The organism is Kitasatospora sp. NPDC004745, assembly GCF_042873275.1.
Taxonomy (GTDB): Bacteria; Actinomycetota; Actinomycetes; order Streptomycetales; family Streptomycetaceae; genus Kitasatospora.
Genome location: NZ_JBIALK010000005.1, coordinates 1 through 18,375 on the forward strand (window position 1 = coordinate 1; position 18,375 = coordinate 18,375).

The window sequence follows — 18,375 nt, forward strand, 5'->3', positions numbered from 1 at the left end:
GTCCTTTCGGGGTGTGCGGGCGTGCGGAACCAGGCCCCGGGTGGGGGTGGTGGTTGCGGGGAACGCGTCGCTCGCGCGGTTCGGCACCGGTGGGGGCTCCTGGGCGGTGGGCCCGGGGGCTGTGTGCTCGGTGCAACGGGTTCGAAGTTACGGGGGTGGTGGTGGGGGTTTCAAGGATTCGAAGGTTTGGGCACGTCAGGGTGCTGTTACCGGTCGTAAGGATCAAGGAATTGGGATGATTTGAAGCTAAATGCCCCATTTTTCAAGATCGAATCGGGCCGGAAAGTGGCCCCGGTCACCCCGGGAGCCGTGTGAGGCCGCGCACATCGTCGACAGCGCGTGACCACCCGCCCCACACCCGGTGCGGAAGCCGCCGCCGGCTCCCGCCGCCCGGGTGGCCCGCACCACAACCCTCACCCGGACCACCCGGCGCCGTCACGCACCGTGGCCGGAATAGCCTCGATCCATGAGCAACGAGAGCGATGCAGAGGACGCGGAGGCCGTCGGCGGCGCCGAGGACCCCGGGGCGGCCGTCGCGCCCGCCGGCTTCGAGCTGGGGACCGACGGCCCCAAGGTGATCCTGGCGGGGCTGGACGGCTCCGACTCCTCCTGGCGCGCCACCGCCTACGCCGCCGGACTCGCCCGCCGGCAGGGCGCCGTCCTCGCGGTCGCCTACGTCCAGCCCGTCCTCGGCGCGGCCACCGCCCTGGCCGGCGCCGCGGTGGAGGAGACCACCCAGGAGATCGCCGAGGAACTGCTCGCGGCCCTGCGCGAGGCCGAGCACCGGGTGCGGGAGGTGTGGCGCGTCGAGTGGCGCTTCCTCACCCTGCGCGGCGACCCCTACACGGGGCTGGCCAAGCTCGCGGACGAGCTGCGGGCCGACGCCGTCGTGGTCGGCACCTCCGAACAGGCCGGCCACCGGGTGATCGGCTCGGTCGCCGTCCGCCTGGTGAAGGCGGGCCGTTGGCCGGTCACCGTCGTCCCCTGAGGCCCTTCGGCGGATGCCCCGCGGGGCTCCACGGGCGGGCCCGGACCGCTCGCGGGGGCCCCGGCGGGTCCGGGTAGGGTGCGTGACCATGACGGAAACGCCGGGCGTGCACCCCACCGGGCCCGCCCACCCGACCGGCAGCGACCTGCACCTCGACCTCCCCGTCACCGGCGGCCGCCGCGCCGCGCTGATGGCGGCCCTGCGCGAGGCGATCCGCAGCGGCCGGCTCGCGCCCGGGACCAGACTCCCGCCGTACCGGGCCCTCGCCGCCGACCTGGGGCTCGCCCGCAACACCGCCGCCGAGGCCTACGCCGAACTGGTCGCCGAAGGCTGGTTGACCGCCCGTCAGGGCTCCGGCACCACCGTCGCCGACCGTGCCGCTCCCGTGCCGCCGGCCGGGGCCCGCCGGCCGCCGGAGCGCTCGGGCCCCGCGCACGACCTGCGCCAGGGGCAGCCCGACGCCGCGTCCTTCCCGCGCACCGGCTGGCTCGCCGCGGCCCGCCGTGCCCTCACCGCGGCGCCCAACGAGGCCTTCGGGCCCGGCGATCCGCAGGGCCGGCGGGAACTGCGCACCGTCCTCGCCGAGTACCTGGCCCGCGCCCGCGGGGTGCGCACCGACCCCGACCGGATCGTGGTCTGCTCAGGCTTCGCCCACGCGCTGCGGCTGCTGTTCTCCGGCCCGGCGGCCGTCCTCCCGCCCGGGGCGAACGGGCCGGTGGCCGTCGAGGCGTACGGACTGGCCTTCCACCACGGGCTGCTGGCCTCCGCCGGAGTCTCCACCGTGCCGCTGTCGATCGACGAGGACGGCGCCGAGGTCGGGGAGCTGGCGCTGCACCCGGAGGTCAGGACGGCCCTGCTCACCCCCGCGCACCAGTTCCCGACCGGGGGCCCGCTGCACGCCGGGCGCCGGGCGGCCGTGGTCGACTGGGCACGCGGGCGCGGCGGGCTCCTCCTGGAGGACGACTACGACGGCGAGTTCCGCTACGACCGGCAGCCGGTCGGCGCCGTCCAGGGCCTGGACCCGGAGCGGGTGGTCTACCTCGGCTCGGTCAGCAAGAGCCTCTCGCCCGCGATCCGGCTCGGCTGGATGGTGCTGCCGGACCACCTGGTCGACCGGGTGCTCTCCGCCAAGGGCGAGCGCGAGGCCTGGGCCAGCGCCCTGGACCAGCTGACCCTCGCCGAGTTCATCGACTCCGGCGGCTACGACCGGCACGTGCGCCGGATGCGCCGCCGCTACCGGGAGCGCCGGGACGAGCTGGTGGCCGCCCTGGCCGCGCGCGCCCCGCACGTCGCGGTCTCCGGGATCGCCGCCGGTCTGCACGCCGTCCTGCGACTGGAGCCCGGCACCGAGCGTTCGGTGCTGGAGGCCGCCGCCCGCCGCGGGCTGGCCCTCGACGGGCTCGCCGACTACCGGCACCCGGGTGCCGGCGCCGAGGCCGTGCCGGCCGGTGACGGGCTGGTCGTCGGCTACGCCACGCCCTCCGACCACGCCTACCCGGCGGCGCTGGCCGCGCTCTGCGACGTCCTGCCGCCGCCCGACTGACCCCGCCCCCCGCGGGAACGCCTCCGGACACGGGCGGCGGGCGGGAGCCGTCGAGAAGTCCGGTCGGGCGGAGCCGTCGGGACGTCGGGTAGGGCGGAGCCGTCGGGACCTCCGGTCGAACGGGCCGGCGAAGCATAGGGCCCCAAAGCGGACGGCGGGGGCGGAACGCGGCAGAGCGGTCCCCGGCGTCCGCCGCCGACTGCTGCGTCGGTACGGATCGGGGCGGAGCGGAGCATCGGAAGCGGTACCGCCCCCTACGCTCCTTGGGCATGCGCAGAACACTTCTGAGCCGTGCCGCCCTCGCGGCGTGCCCGGCCCTCGCCGTCGGTCTGCTCCTCTCCGCCACACCCGCCCAGGCCGACACCCCGCTGCCCTTCACGGCCGTCTCCGATCGGCAGACGACCGTCCGGGGCGGTGAGTTCACGCTCACCCTGACCCTCAGCAACCCGTACGACACGCCGATCCAGTTCGTCTACCAGAGCGTCCAGCCGACCTACCAGACCACCCTGGAGACCGGTCTCAAGTACACCGCGACGGCCTGCGGCACCCAGACCAACGGCTGCAGCGACAACGTCCACGGCGGCATCGCGCGGTACAACGTGCCGCTCGCCCCCGGCGAGAGCAGCAGCTTCACGGTCACCTACAGCGTGGCGCCGGACTCGTCCTGCGGTGATCGGACCCGCATCGACTTCTACTCGTACCTCTACTACGAGTACAAGGGCGGTGAGGCCAACAACTCCGGCATCGTCGGCATCCCGGGCAGCCAGATCGCCTGTTCCTGACGGACCCCCGGCCGTCGCCCGCCCCGCCGCCCGCAGCGGCCCGGCGAGCGCCGTCCCCGCCCCGCAGCGACGGCGCCCGCCGTCGCACCCCCACTGCGCATCCCCCGTTCACCCGTCAGGTGCCGGCCGCCCCCGTACCGGCACCTGACGGGCCGTCCGCGGTGTCGGACCCGGGTGGCAGGCTTGCGCCCATGGCCCAACCGCTGCAACCGTCACCGCCGTCACCGCCTCCACCACCGTCACCGCCGCCCGCCGGTCCGGCCGACGCCCCGGTGCCGCCGATGCCGTACGGCATGTACGCCGCCATCCGCGCGCGGGTGGACGCCCGGACGGCACCGCAGGTCGACCGGCTGCTCCGCCCGTCCCTGGCGCTGACCACGGACGCGGCCGAGGGCACGGCGGCCGGGTGCCTGGGCGGGCTGCCCGCCCTGCCGGACGGCGTCGACTGGCCGGAGCACGCCGGCCGTCCGATGCAGCTCGTCGCCCGGCTGGACTGCGCCGGGCTCGCCGAGGCCTTCCGGGCGGGCGGGGGGAGCCGGCCGCTGCCCGCCGACGGGCTGCTGCTGTTCTTCCACGACGACGGGTTCACCGACTTCGCCGGCCGGGACTGCCGGGTCCTGCACGTCCCCGTGACCGCGCCGACGCGAGCCGCGCCGCCGGAGGGGGCCGTTGCGGTGCTGGCCGAGGCGCCGGTCCGGGCGCGCTGGGCGCTGTCCGCGCCCTCCTACCAGGATCCGGAGCTGGAGCGGCTCTTCCCCGACGACTTCCTGGTCGCCCTCGACCTCGCCCGGGACCTCGCCGACCACCTCGACCGGCCCGACGTCAGGGTCCTCGGCTGGTGCGACACCGACACGGCGCGTTACGACGGGCACCGGCCGCTGCTCCAGGTCGACGCCTGGGCGGCCGGTGCGGCCTGGGGCGAGGCCGTCAACGTCTCCTTCTGGATCCCCGAGGAGGATCTGGCCGCCGGCCGCTTCGACCGGGTCCGTCACGGGGTGGAGGTGGCCTGAGGGGACGCGGGGGCACCCCGGGCCTACGCTGACAGCAGGGGCGCCGCCCCGGGGGCGGCGCCACGGTCACGGACGGTCACAGGCGGGCCATGGCGGCGAAGGCGACCCACGGTTCGGAGCCCCCGGTCGGGGAGCTGCTCCGGTCGATCCGCGCGCACCCGTCCCGGATGGCCGAGCAGCTCGCCGTGTTCGCGGTGCGGCACCGGGGCCCGCGGGCGGCGCGGCACGTCGCCGGCCTCCGGGCCGGGCACCCGGAGGCCTCGCAGGCCGAGCTGGTGGAGGCGGCCGTCGAGCACGCCCGGCGGGTCAGCGTCGGGGAGGGGTCCTTCGTCGGCGGGCCGTTCATCTGGCTGGTGCCGTTCGCCTTCTGCACGGCGCTGCTCGAGCAGGGCCAGCTGATACTGGAGCTCGCCGCGCTGGCGGGGAAGGACCCGGCGGCCCCGGCCCGGGCCGCCGAGCTGCTGGTGCTGCAGGGGGTCCACCCGGACGTCCCGGCGGCCGAGCGGGCGCTGGCCGGCCTTCCGGCGGCCGACGACGCCGGGGCCGGGCCGCCGAAGAAGGGCGGGCTGAGCGGCCTCGGCGGGCTGCTGTGGCGGATGGCCCGGCTGCTCGGCCTGACCGGCGAGGGCACCGACCCGCCGCCGCCCCGGTGGCGGGTCGCCGCCTCCTGGGCCGCCCTCGGACTGACCCTGCTGGTCGGTATGGTCGTCCCGCTGGTCTGGCTGCCGTACATGGGGGTGTCCTACGCGAAGGCCGCCGACCGGCTGGCCGACCGGGCGGTCGCGTTCCACTTCGGCGGCGCCGGCCGCAACCGCCCGGCGCGGCGGGGGCTTCACCCCGGGGTGCTGGGCGCCACGGTGCAGGCCGTGTTCTCGGTGCTGCTGACGGTCGGCGCGGTGTTCGGGGTGCTGCTGGCGGGCCTGCGGATCGGGGACAGCCGGTGGCCGCTGCTCCTCCTGGTGGTGACGGTGCTGTCCACGGTGGTCGGCGCCCTCTGGTACCGCCGCCACCGGGCCCGCGGCGGCCGCGGCGGGCGGGACGGTCGGGGCGACGGCCGGGGGAGCGGTCGGTAGGCGGCGGGGCGGACGGCAGGACCGCCGGCAGCCCTGCGCAGCGGTGGGCCGGCCCGTGCGAGGGGCGGTCGGCCGCCCGGCGGGGGACGGCAACCCGTCCTCCGGTGCGTCGGGTTGACTCCCCGGCACGGCCGCGGGGAGCCGGTGCCCGGTGGTTCGGGTACCGCCGATGGGCCCCGGCGGCACGGGGTTCCCGGCAGCGAACGGATGTTCTCGCGACCTGGGGCCCGATCGCGACGGGAAGGCTCCAGATTCACCCTATCGGGGGGTAGTCGGCCTCCGTGCGGGCCGGGCCGGGCCGTGGTGATCTAGGGTTCCGGATGGGCCACCGGGGAGACGGTGGCGCGATCGCGATGAGCCGCCAACACCCCCACCAGTACGCGGGTCTGATGATTCGTCACGCCCAGAGGTGCCAGGGCGGTCGGTACGGACCTGACCCCGTACGACCCTGACCGCGTGATCCGTACCAGATGAATGGAGACCCCTGCCGATGCCCGTGGACACGAGCCCGGAGACACAGCAGGTCCCGCAGCAGTCCAGCCTCACGACGGCCGCTGCCCGCAACCTCGCCACCACGACCAAGTCCGCCCCGCAGATGCAGGAGATCACCTCCCGCTGGCTGCTCAAGGTGCTTCCCTGGGTCGAGGCCCACGGCGGTGCCTACCGCGTCAACCGTCGGCTCACCTACACCGTGGGCAACGGCGTGGTGGAGTTCATCAAGACCGGTTCCCAGGTCCGGGTGATCCCCGCCGAACTGGGCGAACTCGCCCTGCTGCGCGGCTTCGAGGACGAGGAGGTGCTCACCGCCCTGGCCGACCGCTGCGAGCAGCGCGACTTCGGCCCCGGCGAGGTGCTCGCCACCCAGGGCGACGCGGCGGACCGGATCTTCCTGATCGCCCACGGCAAGATCAACAAGATCGGCACCGGCAAGTACGGCGACGAGACCGTGGTCGGCGTGGCGGGTGACGGTGACCGCTTCGGCGACGACGCCCTGCTCGACCCGGACGCCGTCTGGGACTTCACCGCCACGACCGCCACCGCCGGTGTCGCCCTCACCCTGACCCGGGACGCCTTCGCCGCCATCCGCGACAACGCGCCCAGTCTCCAGGAGCACCTCGCGTCGTTCCTGGCCCTGCCGCAGCAGGCGCAGAACGAGCGCGGCGAGGCCGAGATCGCGATGTCGGCCGGCCACCACGGCGAGTACCAGCTGCCCGGCGCCTTCGTGGACTACGACCTGAGGCCGCGCGAGTACGAGCTGAGCGTCGCGCAGACCATCCTCAAGGTCCACACCCGGGTCGCCGACCTCTACAACCAGCCGATGAACCAGACCGAGCACCAGCTGCGGCTGACCATCGAGGCGCTGCGCGAGCGCCAGGAGTTCGAGCTGGTCAACAACCCCGAGTTCGGCCTGCTCCACAACGCCGACTTCGACCAGCGGATCCAGACCCACTCCGGCCCGCCCACCCCGGACGACCTGGACGAGCTGCTCAACCGCCGCCGCGACCCCGACTACCTGCTCGCCCACCCCAAGGCCATCGCGGCGATCGGCCGCGAGTTCAACGCCCGCGGCCTCTACCCGCACCACGTCGACCTCGGCGGGCAGCAGGTGCCGGCCTGGCGCGGGGTCCCGATCCTGCCCTGCAGCAAGATCCCGATCACCAAGGAGAACACCAGCTCCATCCTGGTGATCCGTACCGGCGAGGACAACCAGGGCGTCATCGGCCTGCACCAGACCGGCCTGCCGGACGAGTACCAGCCGTCGCTGTCGGTCCGCTTCATGGGGATCGACGAGAAGGCGATCATCTCCTACCTGGTCAGCGCCTACTACTCGGCCGCGATCCTGGTGCCGGACGCGGTCGGTGTGCTGGAGAACGTCGAGATCGCCCACCGCCGCCACTGAGGACGCTGCACAACGAGCCGGGGCCGTAACCGGTCGGCTCGAAGATCGTTTGAACTGATGACGGACGGCCCGCCCGGGTGGCGGGCCGTCCGGCTGATCACGTCCGCTCGGACCAGGTGGCCCCGGCCCCGCCCGAGCGCGTCGGATCCCGTTCCGTCCCAGGCGACCCGAGAGGTGAGTGGAACCCATGCCGCAGCGCCGGCAGTCCCGACGGATATCGCTCGACGGCGGTGGGGGAGCGGCCCCCGGGCGACGGACCCGACTGGTCGGCGCCGCCGTCGGCGTGGTCGCGATCTGCGCGCTGGTCGGCGGAGCCTCGGCGTCCGGCACCGAGCACCAGGGCGGGGGGCACCCGCACGGCCCGGTGGTGGACACCTGCGTCTGCACCGACACGGACGTCTCGGTACAGGTCGGGCCGGGTGCACAGGTCAGCGTCGGCGTGGACGTCGACGTCCAGGTCGGGGTCACCGTAGCCCCGACGGCCGACGCGCGGCACCAGGACCACCGGCCCCCGCACGGGCACCACCCGTGCCGCACCCCGAAGGCCGCGCCCTTACCGGGGACGCCCTCGCCCCGGCCCACCGCGGGATCCCGGCACCAGCCCGGCCGACCGGAGGACTGGGACGACTGGGACGACGGGGACTGGTGGTGGCACCACCACCATCACCACCCGCATCCCTGCCCGACCCCCACGCCGACACCGACCCCGACACCGACCCCGACTCCGAGCCCCACCCGGACGCCGAGCCAGACCCCCACCCCGTCGCCGAGCGTCACACCCAGGCCCTCGCCGCCGCCCAGCCCGACGCCGACTCCGACGCGGACCCCCACGGCCTCCCCGACCCCCTCGACGCCCCCGGCTCCGACGCCGCCGCCCAGCCCGACGCCCGTGCCCACCCCGCCGGCCGCGTCACCCCCGCCGCCACCCGCACCGGCCGTGCCGGCCCCGCCCCCGCCCGCGCCACCCGCGCCCGCGCCGCCGGCCCCACCCGTACCGGTGGTCCCCCGGGTCGACCCGCCGGCCGCGCCGGCCCCCGCCGCGCCGCCGGTCTACCGCGTCCGGGCGGCGAACCCCCCGGCCCCGGTGCAGGCCCACCACAGTGCGCCGCCGACCACCACCATGCTGCTGGTCACCGTGCCCGCCGTCCTGGCGGCCGCCGCGCTGCGGCCGGGTCGCGGCCGAGGCCGTTCCGGGCGGTCCTGACCGGCGTACCGCCGGGGCCGGCCCGTCCGGATCCGTCGGTGCCCGTTCCGGTCCGCTCCGGTTCCTTCCGTCCGGGGCCGCTCCGGACCGGTCCGCTCCGGTCCACCCGTTCAGGGCCGTCCCGTGCCCGGTCCGTCCCCGAATCCTTCAGTTCCGTCACGAGCCAAGTCAGAGAAGGGAGTTCCCATGTCCGAATGGGTGGCGTTGGCCATCGCCATGGCGGCGGCCTGTGCCGTCGTGGTCGCCGTGGTGCTGTTGCGGCACCGCCGGGTGGGAGCCGAGAAGAACGCCGACGAGACCCCGGACGTCATCGAGTACATCACGATGATGATCGGCGTGGTCTACGCGATCGTGCTCGGTCTCGCCATCGCGGGTGTCTGGGAGGCGCGCGGCGCCGCCCAGGACGACGTGTTCCAGGAGGCGCAGGCCCTGCAGGAGGTGAGCGACCGGGCGCAGATCTACCCGGCCGAGTTCCGCGACAAGGTCCGCGCCGACGTGGACGCCTACGTCTCGTACGTGGTGAAGGTCGAGTGGGACTACATGCGCGAGAACGGCGAGATCTCCGACAAGGGCACCGAACTGCTGGACAAGCTGCGGTCGGACGTCGCCACCCGGACGCCGGCCTCCGAGCTGGAGGCGCAGTCCTACCAGCCGATCATGGACCGGATCAGCCAGGCCGACGCCGCCCGCAACTCCCGCGGCCAGAACGCCGGACCGACCATGCCGGGCGTGGTCTGGTTCGGCCTGATCAGCGGCGCCGTGGTGACCGTCGGCATGCTGTTCGCGCTGCAGATCCGGCGCACCCCAAGGGAGTTGGTCCTAGCGGGGTGCTTCAGCGCGCTGATCGCCTTCCTGTTGTTCATGATCTGGGACTTCGACGACCCGTTCGGCCGAAGCGTCTCGGTGACCACCCAGCCGTTCGTCGACCTCTTCCCGTCCCTCGGGCTGAGCGACTGAACCGCCGCGGGCCGGTGTGGCGCAACCGAGTCGCCCGGGCTGCCCGGGCCCGGTGAGGCGGAGCCGACCCGCCACGGCCGGAGGGCCCGCGCGACCTCCGCGCGGGCCCTCCGCCGTCACCGGTGCCGGACGTCAGCGCAGGCTGGAGTCCAGGGAGTTGAGCATGGTGCCGGAGGCGTCGTCGTTCTCCAGCGAGAAGGCGAACATGCCGCCGAGACCCTTGCTCCTGGCGTAGGCGCCGCGGGCCTGGACGGCCTGCGGGGTGTCGCCCGTCCAGAAGTTGGTGCCGTCGTACACCCAGCTGCTCTCGGTGACCGGGTCCCAGTGGGTGTTCGCGGCGGTCGGGTTGAGCTCCTTCCAGGCGGCCAGTCCGGCCTCCTGGCTCAGCGGCTTGGCGGCCGTCGGGCCCGTCGCGCTCTGGTAGAGCCCGAAGTCGGAGCCGGCCGGGACGCCCGTCCAGCCGCGCCAGTAGAACGGGATGCCCAGGACGATCTTGCCGGCCGGGAACCCGCCGGGGATGCCGTACTCCGGCAGGCCGGTGGTGTACGCGGCGAGCATGGTGTCCACGTTGTACTTGCGGGTGCCCGGGGTGATCGGCGTGGTGGGGTCGGCCGGGCTGTCGTGCAGCGGGTCCTGGTGGTTGGTCGGGCCCTTGGCGTCCCAGGCGCCGTGCATGTCGTAGGACATCACGTCGGCGTAGTCGAGGTACGCCCCGATCTTGTCGGTCTCCAGCTGGGCGATCTTGTCCTGGCCGCTGGGCAGCGCCGCGGTCAGCAGGTAGCGCTTGCCCTGGGCGGAGCCGAGGGCGTCCAGCTGGGTGCGGAACTCCTTCAGCAGCAGGGTGAAGTTCTGCTTGTCGGCGGGGGAGTAGTGGTTGCCGGTGTGGCCGCCGGCGGAGGCCGGGTACTCCCAGTCGAGGTCGACGCCGTCGAAGAGGCCCGCCGCCGAGGCGGCGCCGCCGGAGGCGTCACCGGCCACGCCGGTCGGCAGGTTGCCCTTGAGGAACATGTCGACGCAGGAGGAGACGAAGGCCTTCCGGGAGGCGTCGGTGGCGGCCGCGTCGGAGAAGTACTTGGAGTACGTCCAGCCGCCGATCGAGATGGTGAACCGCAGGTTCGGGTACTTGGCCTTCAGCTGGCGCAGCTGGTTGAAGTTCCCCTTGAGCGGCTGCTCCCAGGTGTCGGCGCTGCCGTCCACGCTGGTGCCCGCGTTGTAGTCGGCCTGGTAGTCGGCGTACGCGTCGCCCGCGCCGTCACCGGCGTTGGGGTTGGACTCGTTGGCCGAGTCGGAGGCCTTCACCGCCTGGAAGCAGGTGAACCTGGTGGGGTCGATGTTGGCGAACGCGTAGTGGACGACGTCCAGCTTGGCGGCGGCCCCGCTGGTGTCCACGCTCTTCGGGGTGTACGCGTTCTCGTAGATGCCCCACTGGTCGAAGTAGGCCGAGCGGACCGGCTTCTGGGCGGGGGCGGCCGCGGTCGTGGTGCTCACCGCGGCGGACTGGGCGGAGGCGTGGCCGCCGGAGTAGCCCTGGACGCTGAAGGTGTAGCTCCGGCCGGGCAGCAGCGAGCTGACGGCGACGGAGGTGCCCATCGAGGTCGCGACGAGCTGGCCGTTGGACCACACCTTGTAGGCGACCGGGCCGTCGCCGGACGTCAGCGTGGACGGCTTCCAGGTGAGCACGACGGCGCCGGAGGTGACCTTGCCGACGGCGAGGCCGGTGGGCGTGGTGACCTTGCCGTCCCCGGCCGGGCCGGTGGCCGTGGCCGTCGCGGTGGCCGTCGCGGTGGGGCTGCCGGTGGCGGTGGGGCTGCCGGTGGCCGTCGGGCTGGTCGAGGCGGTGGGGCTGCCGGTCGCGGTCGGGCTGGTGGTCGCCGTCGGGCTGCCGCTGGCGGTGGGGCTGGTGGTCGCCGTCGGGCTGCTCGTGACCGTCGGGCTGGCGGTCGCGGTCGGGCTGCCGGTGGAGGTGGGCCCGGCCGGGCCGGTCAGGGTGAGGTCGTCGGCGTAGTAGGTGCCGGTGCCGTACCAGCCGTGCGTGAATACGCTGACCGAGGTGGTGGCCGCGCCGGTGGTGAAGGTGGTGCTCAGCTGGTTCCAGCCGGTCCCGCCGGGCGTCCAGGTGGAGGCGTTGACGCCGGTGCCGGTGGCGCCGAGGTAGACGTAGCTGCCCTGGACGAAGCCGGACAGCGTGTACGTGGTGTTCGGCTGGACGGCGACGGTCTGCTGGCACTGGGCGGTGTCGGAGGCCGAGGCCGCGCCGCTGAGCGCGTGGCCGCCGCCGTGCACCGGGGTGGTGACGACCGACCCGTTGGTGCAGGTCCAGCCGGCCAGCGTGCCGGTCTCGAAGTCGCCGTTGGCCAGCAGGTTGACGGTCGCGGCCGAGGCCGGGCCGAGGGTCAGGGCGAGCGCGGCGCCGCTGGTGCTGAGCGTCGCGGCGAGGGCGAGGGCGGTGGCCCGTCTGCGCGAGGCGGCCCGGCGGCCGGTGGCCCGCTCGGCGGGCCGTGCGGGCATGACGCGGTCGTGCATGCGGTGTGTCCTCCGGATGTGTGGGGTTTCCGGCGGTGCGTGGCCCGGGTGGGCCGGGGGAGCCGGCCCGGGCGCGGTGGGGGCGCGCGGGCAGGGTGGCGCGGGCTGACGGACGGTGCGCGGGCGCGGCGGGCCGACTGACCCGCTCGCGTCACGACATCACAGATTGGACTGGACCAATATTCGCCGTCAAGGGTGTCCGCTCCCGCCGTCGAGGATGTCCGCCTGCCGGACCGCTCCAGGCCGCCCGGACCCGGGGCGGGTAGGTTGACCGCTACCGAGCAGGCCCGCCGGACGGAGGACTCGCCATGGACAGCAAGGACTGGGACGACCGCTACGCCAGGAGCGAGCTGCTTTGGGGCATCGAGCCTAACCGCTGGGTGGTCCGCGAACTGGCAGACCACCAGCCCGCACACACCCCTTCCGGCACCCCTTCCGGCGCCCCCGGCCGATCGCTCGGCCACGCGCTCGACCTGGCCGCCGGCGAGGGCCGCAACGCCATCTGGCTGGCGGCCCGGGGCTGGGAGGTCACCGGCCTCGACTTCTCCGCCGTCGCCCTGGAACGCGCCGAACGGCTCACCGCCGACCTGCCCGACGAGGTCGCCGACCGGCTCACCTGGCGGCACGGCGACGCCCGCAGCTTCGACGCCCCCGCCGCCGGCTACGACCTGATCCTGGTCGCCTACCTCCAGCTCCCCGCCGAGGACCGCCGGGCCGCCCTGCGTCACGCCGCCGACGCGCTCGCCCCCGGCGCCACCCTCCTGGTCGTCGGCCACGACCTGAGCAACCTCACCGAGGGCGTCGGCGGCCCGCAGGACCCGGCCGTGCTGTTCACCCCGGAGGACGTCCTCGCCGACCTCGCCGACCGCGGACTGCGCACCGTCCGCGCCGAACGGGTGCACCGGCCGGTCGGCCTCGAACCCGGCCTCGAACCCGGGCACGAGCGCGGGCACGAGCGCGGGCACGAGCGCGGGCACGAGCGCGAGGGCCGCGGCGTCGCGATCGACGCACTCGTACGGCTGGAACGGGGCACCGCGTGAGCGCGCCCGCCCCGCGGCCCGGGCGCCGCACCCTGCTCACCGGCCTCGCCGCCGCGGCCGCCGCCGGCGCCGTCCCGCCACTGCTGGCCGGCTGCTCCACCGCCGCGGGCCACAAGGCCGGGGAGGCCGCCGCGGCCCGGGCGAGCGACGCGGGCGGCGCCGCCTTCGTGATGATCGTCCGGCACGGCGAGAAACCGGACGGCGACCACCCGGGCCTCGACGAGAACGGCGCCCACGACGGCAAGTCCCTCACCGAACGCGGCTGGGCCCGCGCCAAGGCCCTGCCCACCCTCTTCGACCCGCCCGCCCCCGGCCTGCGCACCCCGGCCCGGATCCTCGCCGCCGCCGACCGGGGCCCCCTCGCCGGGGCCCACCGGATGCGCCAGACCGTCACCCCGTTGGCCGCCCGCCTCGGACTGACCGTCGACACCACCCACGCCGAGTCCCAGGAGACCGCCCTGGCCACCGCGGCCCTCGCCGGCGCCCAACCCGTGCTGATCAGCTGGGAGCACTCCCGGATCCCCCGCATCATCGAGGCCCTCGGCGCCACCACCAGCGGCGCCCCCACCACCTGGCCCGACCGCTTCGACCTCATCTGGACCCTCACCCGCCCCACCACCGGCCCCTGGACCTTCCACCAACTCCCCCAACACCTCCTCCCCGGCGACACCTGACGCCCCCTCACGGCACCGGCGCCACCGCCGACAGCGGCAGGCAACCGCTCGATTCTCCTCTCCGAGATCCCTGAGTGCGACGACGCCGACTCCGCTCACCCTCAGGCACCACCCGCACCCCGCACGCGGCCGCCGTCACCTCCCCGGCACCAGCCGGAACGCCGCCGCCGATGCCTCCACCACCTCCTAATGCTGTTGTCAAGCCGCTGATGTGACTGGGAGGTCGCCTTGATAGCACCATCCGTCACGGATCAGAGCCCACAGGACGTTGACCCGTCGGCGGGCCAGCGCGAGCACGGCCTGGGTGTGGCGCTTGCCCTCGGCTCGCTTGCGTTCGTAGAAGCGGCGGGACGCCTGGCAGCTGCGGATGCTGATCAGCGCGGAGGTGTAGAAGACGCGTTGCAGTCCTCGGTGGTAGCGGCGTGGGCGGTGGAGGTTGCCGCTGACATGGCCGGAGTCGCGCGGGACCGGCGCGACTCCGGCCAGGCTGGCCAGGCGGTCCGAGGTGCCGTACCGGCTCATGTCGCCGGCTGTGGCGGCGAGGAACTCCGCGCCCGGCAGCGGGCCGATGCCGGGCATGCTGGCGATCACCTCGGCGAGTCGGTGTTCGCGAAACCGGGCCGCAATGAGCTTGTCGATCTGGGTGATCTGCTCGTTGAGGCCCATCACCTCCTTGGCCAGGGTGTGGACCACCTGCGCGGCGATCTTCTCCCCGGGGACGGCGGTGTGCTGGCGCTCGGCGGCCTCCGTGGCGGTCTGGGCCAGGGTCTCGGCACCGCGGACCTTGCGATTGCGAAGCCAGGTCGTCAGCCGGGTGCGGCCGGTGCGCCGCAGCGCGGCCGGCGTCTGGTAGCCGGTCAGCAGGATCAGCGGCCCCTGGTTGTCCAGGTCGAGGGATCGTTCCAACGCGGGGAAGATGCCGGTGAGTTGACCGCGCAGGCGGTTGATCCGGCGGGTGCGGTCGGCGCTCAGGTCGGCCCGCCGGCCGGTGAGGATCCGCAGCTCGACGGCGTGCTCGTCGTCCGGCCGCAGCACGGTGAGGTCGCGGCGCATGCGGGCCTGGTCGGCGATGACGATCGCGTCCTTGGCGTCGGTCTTGCCGCCTCCCCGGTAGCCGGCCGAGGCCCGGCTGACCGCCAGGCCGGGTATGTAGACGAGGTGCTGGCCGTGGCCCAGCAGGATGTTGATCCACAGGGCGGCCATACCGTCCGCGACGTCCACCGCCCAGGCCACGTCCTCGTCCAGGGCGAGGACGTCGGCGAGCAGGGCCAGCAGCTCCGGCTCGTCGTTCAGGACCCGGCGCGACAGCAGCCGCCTGCCCTCGGCGTCCAGCACCACGCAGTGGTGGTGGGTCTTGCCGATGTCCGTCCCCGCCCAGATCCGGGCCACCTGTTCCTCCGGTCGTTCGATGCGCACTGTTCGTCCGGACGACCTCGCCAGCGTGGTCCTACTCAGCGATGCACCCGCGAGGGGCTCGCAGCTCCTAATCAGCGGCCGAGTCGTCGTGAGACGCCGGGCGGCCAGGTGATGGGAACCATCGAGGGCAACCGACTGAAAGCCATACCCGGCGTCTCTGGGCCTCAGGACCATACGACTGGCCCGTCCAACCCATCAACAACGTAGGACCGACTGAGGTGTTGGGTCATGCCCAAATCGGCGTCACCGCGACGGTGTAAGCCCACGTCCAGCGCCGCCTCCGGGATGACGCCATCGACGCCCTCAGCCGCACGGGCGGCAGACCGTCGATAACGCAACTGGGGCCGACGATGGTGGCGACCCGCCGCTCTCGCAGCATCTGTCTGCTGACGTTGCCGTCAACTACTGCCGTCAAGACGCCATGAAGCCCTCCATGGAATTGCTCCAGGGAGGGCTTCATGCACGTCCGATTTCACTGTCTGCGTCACATATCAGGCGCGTGAGCTCCGGGTAGCCAACCCACTCGACGACTCAGTCATCGGAGGTCGGGTACCCATGTCACCGCGCTTGAGTCAATCTCGGACTCCGCCAAGAACTCCCGAAGCGCCTCGCCGGGGTCGCCACCCTCATTGAGCATTAGCGTATATCCAGACGCGGGATTACCGGCGATCCTTACAAGTGCAACAATCCTCCCGGAATTCAGGCCAAAGATGGAGATTTCCGTCTCCCCGATATCCCCAATGGGAGACTCGACTGAGCCGCCGAGAGCCTCAATTTCCTCTCTGCCGATGTTTAGTTGAGCACACATCCCAGGCCTGGATGGAATCCAGCTTTCCAAGCTCATCGGAATCATTGCTACCTCACGGATCGGGATACCACGACCGGTATCTTTGCCACATCGCCGCCGTTTGCCGAACTCACTCCACGCAGGCTAGCTGGCCACCATGCCTGCCTTGGGAGACTATTTCGTTCGGGATAAGGATGCACTGTGGTGTAGAACTCGAAACTCCCAGGAGGGGCGTTCTCGGGGAGCGCTCCACGCCACGCCTGAACGATCTCTTCCTCTGGCCAGAAGATCCTCGACGGATTCCCCCACAACTCGCCAGATGCTTCAACAAGTGAGAGGGTCTCCGTGGTCTGGGTACTCCCGCCGGAGAGGCGGTGGAATGGCCCATGAAGCACAGTCTCCTGAGCTTCTTGCGCAGCCTCCCCGGCTCCTCCCGCCGCACCACTGGCGATTTCCCCACAATTGTGGACGAGGACCGGCGTGGCGCCTGCCAGCACATAGTACGTGTGGGAGGCGGCCCCTTCCGGCCTGCGTTTTCGCAGGTGAGCGGGAATCTACTCGTGTGCGGAGGTGCGTGGAAGTGCGTTGTTGTCCGGGCTTGTTGCCGTCAGCGTTGCTGTCAGTGGTCTACACCACGACGGGCCGTCAGATGCGACCGCCGGCGGTGGAGCGGTTTTGGCCGGTGTCCTGTCCGGTCTGGGGTCGGGCATGATCGGGGGGCCGTAAGCTTCTGCGGCTCGGTCAGGGCTTTTGGGCCTGACCGCAGTGTGGCCGAGTGGCCCCCCGGTCTTGCTCGACGCGGGTCCCTGGCCGGGGAGGTGGGTAAAACCGCGGAGCCGCCGGCCCCAGCCACCTGCTGCCCCGTTCGGGCGGTCGCGCCGGGACCGGGCGCCAGCCCGCACGCCCGGCGTCGGCCGCCCGGGGCGGGGCAGCGGCGCGCGCAGGGCGCGCGCCCTTGACCTTGTAGAGCGGAATTCGGCAGTGACTCCGGCTGGGCTTCGGGGCTCGCGGACTACAGCGTGACGGTGGCGACGGCGGTGTCGTCGTGGGCCTTGCCGCGGGGCCAGCGTTTGCCGTCGGCGTCGGCGAGTTCGGCAGTGCGGACTGCGCGGATGAGGGCGGCCGGGCCCTGGTCGTGGATGAGCTTGAGGGCCTCGGGCCAGTCGGCGAGGTGGAAGCGGTCGACCAGGCGGGAGGCGCCGTCGCTGACCATGGTGAAGCCGGTGACCTCGGTGCGCGGGACGGTGCCTGTGAGGGCGGCGTGGGCGACGGTGGGGTCGGCGGCGGCGACCCAGAAGCCGTCGGGCTGGTTGCGGTGGGCGCGCATGGCCTCGACGTAGCGGCGGAGGGCTTCGCCGTGTTCGGCAGTGCCGGTGGGGACGGCGTCCATGGAGCCCCGGAGGGCGGCGCCGACAAGGGCCTCGCGGTCGTCGGTGATGGCGACGGGTCCGGTGGCGGGGTCGGTGTGTTCGACGATCAGGGTGGAGTCGGCGAGGACCAAGTATTGGAGGTCCTGGTCGGTGAGGCGGACCGCGATGACGGTGGCCGACGGGGTGCCGGGATGGGTGAGGTCGCACTCGGCGTGCAGTGCGGCGGTGGTGGTGATGGCGTCCGCGAGGCAGTCGGTCAGGGCGCGGTCGGGCTGGTTGGTGACGCCGGCGAGCAGGTTGACGCCGAGCCGGGTCACGAACCACGCCACGCCGTGGGAGCAGCCGCAGTCGGATCCGGGCGGGGTTCCGGCGCCGTCGAGCAGGACGACGGCGCTCGGACTGGCCGCGACGAAGTCCTCGTTGGGGCGGTCCTGGCGGGCGGGTTCGGTGGCGATCTCCAGATGCACCCGGTCAGTCTGCCTCGTGCCGGTAGAACGGCGACAGTAGGCGGACGCGCACGGGCTCGTTGTCCTGGGGGTTGTAGTCGACGTTCAGCAGGACGGAGAACCGGCCGGTGCCGGCCTGCTGGTAGAGGTCGGCGAGGTCGTTGACGATCAGGTGGACGACGCCGAGCGTGCCCTGCGGGTGGATCCCGGTGAGGACGTCTTCCCCGCCGGCGCGTTCGCCGTCTCGGTCGAGCCGGTCGCCGACTTCGAGGCGAGCAAGAGCGGCGCGAAGGTGCAGGCGCGCGACAAGTCGACCGGGCACCCGCTCTGGGTCGTCGCGGTGGTCGACCCGGACCCGGAGGCGCGCGACACCTCCGCCCGCGTCAAGGTCGTGGCCCCGGTCCTTCCGGTGCTGCCGGACGCGGCTCCGGGCCTGCCCTTCCGACCGGTCGAGTTCGACGGCCTGACCGTGACGGCCTACGTCAACAACAGCGGCCGGGTCGCCTACTCGTTCAAGGCCACCGGCGTCAGGGTGCCCGCCCCGGCCCGCTCCTCCGCGAAGTCCGCGGCCTGACCTCGGCTTCGCCCGTCCTGGCGCGCGGCCGCACGTCGACTCGCGCGCCGGACGGCGCCACCCACCCCCCTCACGGTGTGAACTGAGG

General features: G+C 73.4%; 15 protein-coding genes. 10 read left to right on the plus strand and 5 right to left on the minus strand.

Going from position 1 to position 18,375, the window contains the following annotated elements:
* The first annotated feature begins 466 nt into the window (after positions 1 to 466).
* The 7 genes from ACFYUY_RS11230 to ACFYUY_RS11260 all read left to right on the plus strand — a co-directional run bounded on the left by ACFYUY_RS11230 (position 467) and on the right by ACFYUY_RS11260 (position 9,457).
* On the plus strand, positions 467 to 988 hold the full coding sequence (locus tag ACFYUY_RS11230) for a universal stress protein (RefSeq protein ID WP_360219004.1): 522 nt from the start codon (positions 467 to 469) through the stop codon (positions 986 to 988).
* Positions 989 to 1,076: 88 nt separating this feature from the next.
* A complete protein-coding gene (locus tag ACFYUY_RS11235) occupies positions 1,077 to 2,531 on the plus strand; it encodes a PLP-dependent aminotransferase family protein (protein ID WP_387900034.1) in 1,455 nt (484 codons plus the stop codon).
* 269 nt (positions 2,532 to 2,800) lie between these two features.
* Complete coding sequence (locus tag ACFYUY_RS11240) at positions 2,801 to 3,313, plus strand: hypothetical protein (RefSeq protein WP_360218998.1); 513 nt, start codon at positions 2,801 to 2,803, stop codon at positions 3,311 to 3,313.
* Positions 3,314 to 3,594: 281 nt separating this feature from the next.
* Complete coding sequence (locus tag ACFYUY_RS11245; RefSeq protein WP_360218995.1) at positions 3,595 to 4,323, plus strand: DUF1963 domain-containing protein; 729 nt, start codon at positions 3,595 to 3,597, stop codon at positions 4,321 to 4,323.
* Between the two features lie 89 nt (positions 4,324 to 4,412).
* Positions 4,413 to 5,396: a hypothetical protein gene (locus ACFYUY_RS11250; protein WP_387900036.1), complete on the plus strand. Its 984-nt coding sequence runs from the start codon at positions 4,413 to 4,415 to the stop codon at positions 5,394 to 5,396.
* Positions 5,397 to 5,886: 490 nt separating this feature from the next.
* Positions 5,887 to 7,296 (plus strand): family 2B encapsulin nanocompartment shell protein, encoded by a 1,410-nt coding sequence (locus ACFYUY_RS11255; protein WP_360218989.1) that lies wholly within the window; start codon positions 5,887 to 5,889, stop codon positions 7,294 to 7,296.
* Positions 7,297 to 8,686: 1,390 nt separating this feature from the next.
* Positions 8,687 to 9,457, plus strand: a complete 771-nt coding sequence (locus ACFYUY_RS11260) for a hypothetical protein (protein WP_360218986.1) — start codon at positions 8,687 to 8,689, stop codon at positions 9,455 to 9,457.
* 132 nt (positions 9,458 to 9,589) lie between these two features.
* Here ACFYUY_RS11260 and ACFYUY_RS11265 read toward each other — a convergent pair whose 3' ends face one another.
* Positions 9,590 to 11,980, minus strand: a complete 2,391-nt coding sequence (locus tag ACFYUY_RS11265) for a glycosyl hydrolase family 18 protein (RefSeq protein WP_387900039.1) — start codon at positions 11,978 to 11,980, stop codon at positions 9,590 to 9,592.
* Between the two features lie 308 nt (positions 11,981 to 12,288).
* Here ACFYUY_RS11265 and ACFYUY_RS11270 point away from each other — a divergent pair, with 308 nt between their 5' ends.
* Positions 12,289 to 13,020 carry a class I SAM-dependent methyltransferase gene (locus tag ACFYUY_RS11270; RefSeq protein WP_387900041.1) on the plus strand — a complete coding sequence of 244 codons (732 nt, stop codon included), beginning with the start codon at positions 12,289 to 12,291 and terminating at the stop codon, positions 13,018 to 13,020.
* Entirely contained in the window at positions 13,017 to 13,694 is a 678-nt protein-coding gene (locus ACFYUY_RS11275) for a hypothetical protein (RefSeq protein WP_387900043.1), read from the plus strand. Before ACFYUY_RS11270 ends, ACFYUY_RS11275 begins: the two co-directional genes overlap by 4 nt.
* Before the next feature lie 198 nt (positions 13,695 to 13,892).
* Here the strand turns inward: ACFYUY_RS11275 and ACFYUY_RS11280 are convergent, their stop codons facing one another.
* From ACFYUY_RS11280 to ACFYUY_RS11295, 4 genes are all read right to left on the minus strand, one after another.
* Entirely contained in the window at positions 13,893 to 15,083 is a 1,191-nt protein-coding gene (locus ACFYUY_RS11280; RefSeq protein WP_387900466.1) for an IS110 family transposase, read from the minus strand.
* A gap of 562 nt (positions 15,084 to 15,645) precedes the next feature.
* Complete coding sequence (locus tag ACFYUY_RS11285; protein WP_387900045.1) at positions 15,646 to 15,954, minus strand: hypothetical protein; 309 nt, start codon at positions 15,952 to 15,954, stop codon at positions 15,646 to 15,648.
* Between the two features lie 955 nt (positions 15,955 to 16,909).
* Positions 16,910 to 17,734, minus strand: coding sequence for a protein phosphatase 2C domain-containing protein (locus ACFYUY_RS11290; protein WP_387900047.1), 825 nt, complete (start codon positions 17,732 to 17,734; stop codon positions 16,910 to 16,912).
* 4 nt (positions 17,735 to 17,738) lie between these two features.
* On the minus strand, positions 17,739 to 18,035 hold the full coding sequence (locus tag ACFYUY_RS11295) for a hypothetical protein (protein WP_387900049.1): 297 nt from the start codon (positions 18,033 to 18,035) through the stop codon (positions 17,739 to 17,741).
* Here ACFYUY_RS11295 and ACFYUY_RS11300 point away from each other — a divergent pair.
* Positions 18,006 to 18,287 (plus strand): hypothetical protein, encoded by a 282-nt coding sequence (locus ACFYUY_RS11300; protein ID WP_387900050.1) that lies wholly within the window; start codon positions 18,006 to 18,008, stop codon positions 18,285 to 18,287. The two genes, ACFYUY_RS11295 and ACFYUY_RS11300, sit on opposite strands and share 30 nt — an antisense overlap.
* Positions 18,288 to 18,375: the final 88 nt, after the last annotated feature.